A 10,547-nucleotide genomic window follows, 5' to 3' on the forward strand; every position below is an offset into this window, starting at 1 on the left:
TTCGTATCGTGTGTTGTGGTGGCGGGCGGTGCCGCCGTGATCTTTAGTCTAGCTGTGTCCACGTAGTGAGAATTGCTTTCTCACTTTACGGACGTGCTTGCGGTGGTGGTCGCGGTGGTGGTTGCGGTGGTAGGAACGACGACGATGGTCCCATCCCGCAGCGTCTCCACTCGGATCGGCCATTCGTAGACCCGGGTGAGTAGCTCAGAGGTGAGTACCTGGCGCGGGGTGCCGGCCGCTTCCACCCGTCCGTGGCGCAAGAGGACCACGTCATCGCAGAGCGCGCCGGCCAGTTGAATATCGTGCAGCACGGCGACGACGGTGTGCCCGCCGGCAGCCAGGCGCCGGCACAGCTCGAGGAGGCGCTGCTGGTGGGAAATATCGAGGGCGGCGGTCGGCTCATCGAGAAGCACCACCCCGGCGCGCTGGGCGAGCACCCGCGCGAAAGTAACGCGAGCCTGTTCGCCGCCCGAGAGGCGGGTGACATCGCGGTCCTGGAGGTGGGTGACATCGGCGGCGCGCAGGGCGGCGTCGATAATGGCGGCATCCGCGGCTCTGCCGATACCGGCCCCGTTCTGGGTACTGGTGCTTGCGCCTACCGCGCCGTTCCCACGCCCGGCACCGTTGCCTCGCCTGGCGCCGTTGCCCCGTGCCACGCCGTTTCCGGATCCGAGGCCCATGGCCACCAGGTCGCGCACCAGGTAGGCGAAGGGGAAGGTGGAATTTTGCGGCATGACGGCGCGCAGGCGGGCCAGCTCCCGCCAGGAGAGGGAGGTAACCGCGGTGGTGCCGATGCGCACCTGCCCGGAAGTGGGGCTGAGGTCGCCGGCGAGCAGGGAAAGCAGGGTGGATTTGCCGGTGCCGTTAGGGCCGAGCACCCCGAGGACCCGCCCGGGGCGCGCGGTAATGCTGACGTCGTGGAGAACCCGGTGGGTACCGTAGGCGAAATGGAGGTGCTCGGCGCGAAGCTCCCCGGCCGGCCCGCCCACCGCGGAGAAAAGATCAACCACGGGCACCTCGCAGGTTCTTGCGCAGCAGGATGAAGAAGGTGGGGCCGCCCACCAGCGCGGTGAAGATTCCGATGGGGAGTTCCGCGAAAGGCACGAGGGTGCGGGCCGCGAGGTCGGCGTAGGTGAGGAGCACCGCCCCGCCCAGGAGCGCGGCGGGGATGAGCATCCGATTCATGGGGCCCATGAGGAGGCGCAACACGTGCGGAACAATGAGGCCCACGAAGCCGATCACGCCGGCAAAGCACACGGCGGCGGCAGTAAGGATGGCGGTGAGCACGATGGCGGCGGCGCGCAGGGCGGCGACGTTCACGCCCACGTGCCCGGCTTCGCGCTCCCCCAGGCTGAGCAGGTCGAGGCGGCCGGCCAGCGCGAGGGCGCCGAGGATACCGATGCCAACCACCGCGCCCACCACGGCGACCTGGAACCAGGAGGCGCCGGCCAGCGATCCCATCTGCCAGAACACGATTTGTTCGCGGGCATTGGTATCGGCCAGGTAGGTGGCGATGGAGGTGAGGGCGGAGGCCACCGCGGTCACGGCGATGCCGGTGAGCACCAGGGTGAGAGTTTCAGCCCGCCCGTGCGAGCGCGCCAGCAGGTAGACGGTGGCGGAGGTGACGAGCCCGGCGGCGAAAGCTCCTAGCGGTACCGAGAAACCGCCCAGGGCTCCGGGAACAAAGACCATGGTGAGGGCGGCTCCGAAAGCACATCCGGAGGACACCCCGATAATTCCCGGTTCGGCCAGCGGATTGGAGAAGACCGCCTGCATAACGGCGCCGGCCACCGCGAGCGCCCCACCCACCAAAACGCCTAAGCAGATGCGGGGGAAGCGAATATTCCAGAGCGCCGCCATGACGAGGGGATCTTCCGGGGGCGCGGCCAGCCCGAAGCGGGCGGCAACGGCCCGCGCTACATCCCCCACGGTGACGGGGAATTGGCCCAAGTGTGCGGAGAGGAGCATACCCAAAGCGAGGAGCACGGTGAGGATGAGGAACGTCCAGAAGCGCCGGTGGCGGCGTGCTTTTATGCCGGCGGGCACCGCGGGGAGCGCGGTGGCCGCGTGCCCCTGGTTGCCGCGCTGTCCACTCATCCTGTCTATCCTGCCTTAATGTTGTACGGAGCGCTAATCGCGCGGCGCGGTATCGTTCTCCCGCACCGCTTCCCGCACCCGTGCTTCGGTGACCTCTGCGGGCGGGCCGGCCAGCACCAGGCGCCCGCCGGAAAGCACCGCCACGGTATCGGCTTCGCGCACCGCGTCGAGACGGTGGCTCACTTCAATAATGGTGGCCTCGGGCAGGGCAGCGCGTAGATTAGCGCGGATGCGCGCTTCAAGTTCGCTATTGAGGGCCGCGGCGAATTCATCAAGGATGAGGACGGCCGGGTGCATGAGCACCGCCCGGGCCAGGCACAGGCGCTGCACCTGCCCGCCCGAAAGCGCATATCCGGTGGGCCGCCCGTGCGAGGTACCGCCTCCCACCCGGGTATTCAAGCCTTCCGGCATGGCCCGCACATCGCTATCCAGCCCAGCCACGCCGAGGGCGCGCCACAGCTCAGTTTCGGTAGCCTTCGGCACTCCGAGCCGCAGATTATCGGCGATGGTCCCGGCCACGATCTGGCTCTTTTGAGACACCCCCACCACGCAGGCATGTAGCGAAGCGACCTTGAGGTCCGTGGTGGGAATCCCGCCGATCCGCACCGTCCCGGACGTCGGGTCATCGTAGCGTTCCACCAGATGCACCAGGGTGGATTTACCCGAGCCGGAACGCCCGGCCAGCACCGTATGGGAACCGGCGGGAATACGCAGGCTCACTCCGCGCAGCACCTCGCGCTCGCGCTCCGGGTAGGCGTAGTGAACGTCGTCGAATTCCACGGAGAGGCCGCGTTCGGGCATGAGGATCCCAGGGCCGTCCGGGCACGGCTGGGGCGCGTGCGCGAGGGCATAAATGCGCCGCGCGGCCGCCAGCGAAGCATCGAGGGACGACGCCGCATCTTCGAGGGCCTGGGGGCCTTCCCATACCCGCAGCGCCGCCACCGCGCCGGCCGCCGCGAGCGGCAGTGAAATACTCGGGTCACTCACTCCCACCGCGATAATCCACACCGCGCTCATACCGGCGGCAATAATATTGGCCCCGCGGCGCAGCCCGGCCACCCAGGCCGGGAAAGATCCACCGGTGGCGACTTTCGCACCCAGGGCCGCTGTTTCGTCCATCCGGTCGGCGGTGCGGCCGAAGACGAGCACGTCTTCGAGGCCGTAGAGCGAATCGGTCACATGCGCGGCCAGATCGGCGCGCGCGGCGAGTTGCGCCGTCGTCGCATCAATCGCGCGCCGGGTACCCGCGTACGGAATCACGGCGAGGGCGAGTGCCGCGGCCACGGCCGGCAGCGCCATCGCGTTCCACCCGAGCAGCGCGCCGCCCACCAGCAGCGCCGCGGGGGTGAGCACGTAGGCGCAGACCACCGGCGCCACCGTGTGGGCGTAGACCACTTCGATGCGGTCAATATCGCGGGTGAGGGAGGCGACGATATCCCCCGAACGCGAGCGCGCCATAATCCCGGGAGCCTTGGGCCACAGGCTGGCAAAAACGCGGGTGCGCAGTAGTTCGAGGGCCCGGAAGGCCACGTAGTGCCCGGTGAATTGTTCGAGGTAGCGCAGGGCGGCTTTGAGGAGCGCGAGGAGGGCCACGAACCAGAGGAAGCCCGCTCCCCCGCCGCTGCTCACGGCCGCCACCATCCCGTAGGTCGCCACCGCGAACAGCCCAATATCGGCCACCTGGCCAGCGGCCCGGCACAGGGTGGAGAGGGCGAGCGGGCCGTGGACGGGGCGGGTGAGGGAGAGCAGCCAGCGCAGCACGGTGCGCAGCGCGGCTTTATTACTCGGCATGGACATCGCTGACCTCCTCGAGAATTCCGTCGCGGACCCGCACCACCCGGTCCGCCAGCGCCGCCAAGGCGGGACGGTGCGTGACCATGACGAGCGTGTACTCGGGCCCCAGCCCCGCCAGCGCCGCGCAAATCCGGTCTTCGGATTCGAGGTCTACCTGCGCGGTGGGCTCGTCGAGCAGCAGCAGGGTGCGCCCGGCCAAAAACGCCCGCGCCAGGGAGATACGCTGCGCCTGCCCGCCGGAAATCAAGGCGGAATCCTCCCCGAGGTAGGTATCGAGCCCTTCCGGCATGCGAGCCACGTCCTCGGCGACCTGGGCGCGCCGCAGTGCCCCCCACATTTGCTCCGCGGTGGCATCCGGGCGCGCCAGGCGCAGGTTATCTGCAATAGTTCCGGTAAACATCCACGTTGTTTGGGCGACGACGGCGCTGCGCGCGCGCAACTGCGCCAGGTCACCACTCTCAGCATCCACGTAGACCTCGCCGATCTGCACGCTCCCGGCTTGCGGGCGCAGGGCTCCGCGCAGCAGCGCGAGCAGGGTGGATTTCCCGGCCCCGCTCACTCCCACAATCGCGAGGCGTTCCCCGCGCGCCACGCGCAGATTTGCCGAGGTCAGCACTTCTTCACGCCCGTAATTCACCGCGACGTTATTCACGCTGATCAGCGGGGCGGCGCTGGCGGGCGGGGTGGCGCCGTCGCTCTCAGCCGCACCTGAATCTGCAACGGTGCTGGGGGCCGCAGCTGCGCCGTCGTGCAATATACGCGGAGCGATGGCGAGGTACCGGGTGATGGCTTTTTGGGCGGCGCGCCCGCCCATCCCGATGTAGAAGAAGCCCGCTACCTGCGAGAGCGGTTCGAGGAGTACCACCGCGAGGAGGGCCACGGCGAGGGCTTCCCACGGGGCGAGGTGTGCGGCGCGGGCGGTGGTGAGCCCGGCGGTCAGGCAGATGAGGAGGAGCCCGACCAGGCCGTCCATCACAATAATGACGATTTGGTTTCCGGCCAGCATTCGCATAATGGCGCGGCGGTTGGCTTCGCCGCGGCGGGCCAGGTCCGCTTCGGTGCGTTCCCCGGCGTTAAAGAGGCGGATGGTGGTCATATTGCGGATGGCGTCGAGATAGCTATCCACGAGGGTGTCGCGCGCCCGGCGCGATTCGCTGGAGGCGCGTCGGAAGAAACGGAAGAAGAGGCCGATACCTGCGGTGATAAGCGGGAGGGCCGCCATCACGCCGAAGCCGATCACCGGGTCGATGGCAATCCCGATAAAGGCGAGGGTGAGGAACGGGGCGAGGAGCGCGCCGATGGTGGTGCCCACGTAGCCCTGCCGGTAGTTGGTGATGCGCTCGACGCTATCGGTGAGGAGCGGAAGGAGGCGCCCGGCAGTATAGGGCGTGGGGGTGCCGGTGCGGGCGAGCGTGAAGGTGCGTTCGAGGAGCCGGCCGCGCAGCCGGCGTTCCTCCGCGCGGGCTGCCCCGGTGCTGCCCACTCGTTCGGCTACCGCGCAGGCGGCGGCCAGGGCGAAGAAGCCGGCCGCGAGCCAGAGGTGGCCGGTGTTCAGCGGTGCCGCGCTGGCGTGGGCCGCCGTCACGTACCCGGCAATAATCGCCGCGATGGTGGCCAGGCGCAGGCAGGCCGCGATGAGCGCGGCGCGGCGCCCGGGGGTGGAAATTGGATCCGCCCCGCGTGAGACAGGGCGCTGCCGTGAGCTAGGGCCTTGCGCTGGCCGCGCTGCGTGCCCGGCCGGCGAAGAATGCGGATGTCCCTCGCGCGAGCTGGGGCGCTGGGCCACGGTCATCCTCTCACTATCCTTTCGTGTTTTCCCTTCGCGGTGCGCTACCGCGGGCACCCTACCCGCCCGCGTTTCCCACGCCGCGTGGCGTGTTCCCGCTACGTGCCGGCTATGCGTTCCCACCGCAGCCGGCGTTATGCCGCTACTGGGCAGTGTAAAGCGCCTGGCCCATCGCTCGAATAAGATCTCCACTTTGCGGACCGAATCCGAGGGAAAGATTATCGGGGATGGCGAGCACGCGCCGCTTCTTCCCGGCGTCGGTTTGCGAGAGCCCGGGTTGCCCTTCGAGCGCCTCGATCCCGCCGAGCGCGCCCAGCCCATTGGTCATCACGATAATAACTTCGGGGTTGGCCACGAGCAGCGCTTCCTGGCTGGCGGGCCGGGCCTTGGTGACTCCCGCTTCCCCGGCCATATCGCGCCCGCCCACCGCGTCGATCACGTCACTGGCACCCGATTCGCTCCCGAGCAGCATAAACAACCCGGCTTGGGGGCGAATATTAAGGAAGACCATCCGCAGCGGGTCGGCCGGGGCCAGCTGGGCGACGTCGATCCGCGCCTGCGCGATGGATTGGGATATCTGTGCGGCCAGTTCTTCACCGGCTTGCCCGGCTCCCACGGCGCGGGCGACTTCCGCCGCGCGGGCGGGCGCGTCGTCGAACTTTGTTGCGCGCGTAAGCCGCACCACCGGAATACCGGAGGCTTCGAGTTGCGCGAGGGCGCCTTCGGCCCCGCGGATAGTGCCGTCGGTGAGGATCAGGGTCGGGGCGAGGCGCAGTACTGCCTCGGCGTTCACGCTGTGCCCACTTTCGGTGACCACCGGCACATCCGCGAGGCTCGGCTCGGTATCGGATACGGTGCGGCCCGCGATGGTGTTGCCCAGCCCGAGGGCGAGGAGCGTTTGCGAGATCGCGGCGGACATATCGAGGGTCACCACACGCGAAGCATCGGTCACGGTCACTTTCGCGCCGCTGGCATCCGTGATGGTGACGGGGAGGTTGACGGCGGCGGGTTGCGCCGGATGCGGTTCGGGGAGCGGATCGACGCTCACCATTCCGGTGAGGCTGCGCGGATCGGGCACGGCTACCGCGGTGGTGGTGGGCGCGGATACTTGCGCTTCAGCTGCCGGTGCGGATGCGGCTCCTTCCTTCGGGGAATTCCCTTCCGTTTTCGCGGTGGTTCCACAGGCGCCCAGGGCGAGTGCGAGCACCGCGCACAGCGCTCCCCAACGTTTCATTCTTACCTCCATTTCGCGTGTACCTAAGGTACGACGGCGCAGCTAGCCCCCGCGAGCAACCCGCGTGCATGTCGCTATCCGAAGGCGGCGCGCCAATCATGTATCGGACGGTACCACACCCTTACGACAAGGTTGAGCCCTGGCGACGCATCCGCCCAACTGTCGCTATGTGAACCGATCCGGCTAGCCGCACATAAGCGGGCCCCGCTCACGAAACGGAGCGGGGCCCTTGCCCGGCTAGAAGACGACGTAGCCGGAGCGTCACGGAGTTTTAGCGGCGTACCGCCGGGGTATCGATACCGTCTCCATCCCAGTCACCGATGTAAAGGGTGTCAGAAACCCGCCCGTAGGCCAGAACCCGATCAGCATCACCAGGCGTCAGGGAATTCTTCACGTAGATGGTATTGCCGCGGCGCACCGCGAAAGTATCTACGCCGTCACCATCGAAATCACCCAGGAGGGTGGCGTCACCGTCCCGCCCGTAGGAGAAGACGCTATCGGCCACACCCGAGGCAATGCTGTTCTTGACGTAGTACATATTGCCGCGGCGCACCGCAAAGGTATCCACGCCGTCACCATCGAAATCACCGGTGTAGACGGCATCATTGGCACGCCCGTAGTAGATCACTTGGTCGGCAGCCCCGCTGTGCAGCGAGTTGAGGACATGGTAAGCATTCCCGCGGCGTACCGCGAAAGTATCCTTGCCGTCCCCGTCGAAATCACCGACGACGATCTCGTCGCTCGCGCGTCCGTAGGAGAAAACGTGATCAGCCTGGCCGCCCTGCACGGAGTTCTTCACGTACAGAATGTTTCCGCGGCGCACTGCAAAGGTATCCACGCCGTCGCCATCCCAGTCCCCGACGAGCACCTGGTCACCGGCGCGGCCGTAGGAGAACATATGCTCAGCAACCGTGGAAGTCCAGTTATTCGAAACGTAGAACATATTGCCGGTGTTCGTGTTCGGGGCAGTCGAAGTGGGCTTCGGCTTCGCAGGCTCAGTCGGATCCAGCACCGGCGTAGTCGGCTTCGGCTTCGCAGGCTCAGTCGGATCCAGCACCGGCGTAGTCGGCTTCGGTGCCGGTGGCGTGACTTCGCGAGCTGTGACGGTCAACGTAGAATCCTTGAACATGATTCCGTACCCCGCCGCACATTCGGCTTTGACTTTCACGCTTCCTTGGGTGATCGGATATTCACCGGGTTTAGTTTCCGTGGTGTACGTCAGAGCAGGTTGGCCTTCTAGACACGTCGAGAATCCTTCGGGATTGGTCGTGAGCTCCAGGCTAGGCGCCGGGCTCCCCTCTACGACGCCCAATGGGGCAACCGTGACTCCCACCATCATGTTCGGGCGCACGTAGTACACCGCATCATCGCGAAGCGTATCGGCGATAGTGAAGAGTTCGTTAGCGTTCTGACCCAGCACCGCTTCTGATCTCAGCGGAAGCGGAACGTCAGCAGATTCCCTCTCTTCCACGATATTAAAGGGAACGTCTTTCTGGAACTTAAAGTTATTTGTCCCCTGCGCAAGTGCTTTCACTTGGCTACCGGTGAGTCTAATGACCGCGGGTGAGCTCGTCGCGAAAACCGAATCAAGTGAGGCAGGAAGGGTGCCCCAGTTTGCAATATCGAGGAACTGCGCGAAGTTATCCAACTCAAACATCTGGTTGATATCGGTTACTTTACCCATATTCCATTTTGAGACATCGGGATTCGCGAAGACAGCAACGGCAAACATGCTATTCATATTTGTAACGTTGCCAGTATCCCAATTAGCGACGTTCGGCTGAGCCGCAAAAGCCCATGTGAACATCCTGCTCATGTCTGTAACATTCCCGGTATCCCATTTCGAGACATCGGGATTCGCCTTTGTGGCATTAGCAAACATGGAGCTCATATTCGTGACATTGCTGGTGTCCCAGTCGGAAACGTTTGGATTAGCTGAGCTTGCGTCCTCGAACATACTTGCCATTGTGGTGACGTTGCCGGTCTTCCACTTCGACGTATCGGGGTTAGCCATAGAAGCACTCGCGAACATCGAACTCATATCAGTGACCTTGCTGGTATCCCAGCTGGCTACATTCGGGTTGGCGGACTTCGCGCCCTTGAACATACTTGCCATTGTGGTGACGTTCCCGGTATCCCAATTCGAAACGTCAGGGTTCGCTTGCTTGGCATGGGCAAACATGGAGTCCATGTCCGTCACCTTGCTGGTGTCCCAATTCGCAACGTTCGGGGTAGCCGATTCTGCACTCCAAAACATATTTGCCATTGTGGAGACGTTGCCGGTCTTCCACGCCGTCACATCAGGGTTGGCACGTGTGGCTTGGTAGAACATATCACTCATATTTGTCACATTCGACGTGTCCCAGGCGGTTACGACTGGATTCGCCGAGGTGGCGTCTCGGAACATTGAGTGCATGTCGGTGACTTTTCCGGTGTTCCACCTAGAGACATCCGGATCGGCGCTCGTTGCATGGAGGAACATGCTGTTCATATCGGTAACGTTTCGAGTATCCCAATTGGCCACGTTGGGATTCGCCTTTGCAGCACCGTTGAACATTGCCATCATCGTTGTAGCCTTGCTGGTATCAATGCCCTTCTCTGGGAATTGGATATCAGCAGCGGCGCATTGACTAAACAAAATGCTTGAATACTGCGGGAATGAGATTGTCTTATCCGCGTCCGGCTTGAAAATAATCCGGTTCGCCGGTGCAGTATTATTCTCGCAATGTGGCTTTTTAATCGTTAGCCATTGTTCGCGGTCAAGTTCACCATAACCTGAGACGGTCAGAGTTCCAGAAAGAGCATCCCACGTTGCAGTGAGATGCTCGCCTGCAGGCGCAGAATAATCGGAGCTTCCATCAGCACCATTCGGGCCTATTTCCGAGGCGAAGCTAGCGGAAGCAAGACCCCCCCCCCGCACATAACGGCGAGCGTAGCTGTGACAGCCGCTGCGCGTTTTCTAATATTCAACACGGCGTAGCCTTCCTGTGATCAAGCCCCTTGCTTGAGCACAATATCGGTCGCCACGCCTAGTTCCCATTTGCGTGGCGCAACCAACGAAAGTCACAACTACGTGACTTCCTTGAACTACTTTAAATCAAAGTAGTTCACCGCGTCTAGATTATGCAAAACCTATTCGTCGGTTCGTTGTTGCCGTTCGGGTTAAACACTTGTGTGGGGTGCCAGCCCCAAACAGGACTAACACCCCACACACACTAAAAAGAAATGGCGGCAGTGACCTACTCTCCCACACCCCACCGAGTGCAGTACCATCAGCGCAAACAACCTTAGCTACCGGGTTCGAAAAGGAGACCGGGCGTATACCCTTGCCGCTATAACCACCGCCACAACCAAACAAACACCAACCAACCACATGGTGGCCAGTCATCGCACAGTGAACGCAAACACACATAATCTCACGCAAAACAAACAAAAGCAACCTGTCAATGTTGATTTTGGTTATCGGTCCATTAGTACCAGTCAACTAAACACCTCACAATGCTTACATCCCTGGCCTATCAACCCGATCATCAACCGGGGACCTCACCCACCCCAAAAGGTGGAACGAGAACTAATCTCGAAGCAGGCTTCCCGCTTAGATGCTTTCAGCGGTTATCCCTCCCGAACGTGGCCAAC

Annotated in this window: 6 protein-coding genes and 2 rRNA genes; all 8 read right to left on the reverse strand. The window is 63.9% G+C overall.

The window, feature by feature from the left end; all coding sequences use genetic code 11:
• Positions 1–80: 80 nt before the first annotated feature.
• Positions 81–1,010 (reverse strand): ABC transporter ATP-binding protein, encoded by a 930-nt coding sequence (locus tag ACRQFC_RS07050; RefSeq protein WP_284897374.1) that lies wholly within the window; start codon positions 1,008–1,010, stop codon positions 81–83.
• Positions 1,003–2,097, reverse strand: coding sequence for a FecCD family ABC transporter permease (locus ACRQFC_RS07055; protein ID WP_284897376.1), 1,095 nt, complete (start codon positions 2,095–2,097; stop codon positions 1,003–1,005). Before ACRQFC_RS07055 ends, ACRQFC_RS07050 begins: the two co-directional genes overlap by 8 nt.
• Positions 2,098–2,130: 33 nt before the next feature.
• Positions 2,131–3,894, reverse strand: a complete 1,764-nt coding sequence (locus tag ACRQFC_RS07060; RefSeq protein ID WP_284897379.1) for an amino acid ABC transporter ATP-binding/permease protein — start codon at positions 3,892–3,894, stop codon at positions 2,131–2,133.
• Positions 3,878–5,683 (reverse strand): ATP-binding cassette domain-containing protein, encoded by a 1,806-nt coding sequence (locus ACRQFC_RS07065; RefSeq protein WP_435734657.1) that lies wholly within the window; start codon positions 5,681–5,683, stop codon positions 3,878–3,880. The genes ACRQFC_RS07060 and ACRQFC_RS07065 overlap by 17 nt, the downstream gene beginning before the upstream one ends.
• Before the next feature lie 136 nt (positions 5,684–5,819).
• The gene (locus ACRQFC_RS07070; RefSeq protein ID WP_284897382.1) at positions 5,820–6,911 is read right to left on the reverse strand and encodes a heme/hemin ABC transporter substrate-binding protein; all 1,092 of its coding nucleotides are present in this window, start codon (positions 6,909–6,911) and stop codon (positions 5,820–5,822) included.
• A gap of 271 nt (positions 6,912–7,182) precedes the next feature.
• Positions 7,183–9,549, reverse strand: coding sequence for a BspA family leucine-rich repeat surface protein (locus ACRQFC_RS07075; RefSeq protein ID WP_284897383.1), 2,367 nt, complete (start codon positions 9,547–9,549; stop codon positions 7,183–7,185).
• A 588-nt stretch (positions 9,550–10,137) separates the two neighbouring features.
• Positions 10,138–10,257: ribosomal RNA gene (gene rrf / locus ACRQFC_RS07080) — 5S ribosomal RNA — on the reverse strand.
• A 103-nt stretch (positions 10,258–10,360) separates the two neighbouring features.
• A 23S ribosomal RNA gene (locus ACRQFC_RS07085) occupies positions 10,361–10,547 on the reverse strand; the annotation flags it as partial.

The sequence above is a fragment of the Actinotignum inguinis genome (assembly GCF_051265835.1).
GTDB lineage: Bacteria > Actinomycetota > Actinomycetes > Actinomycetales > Actinomycetaceae > Actinotignum > Actinotignum timonense.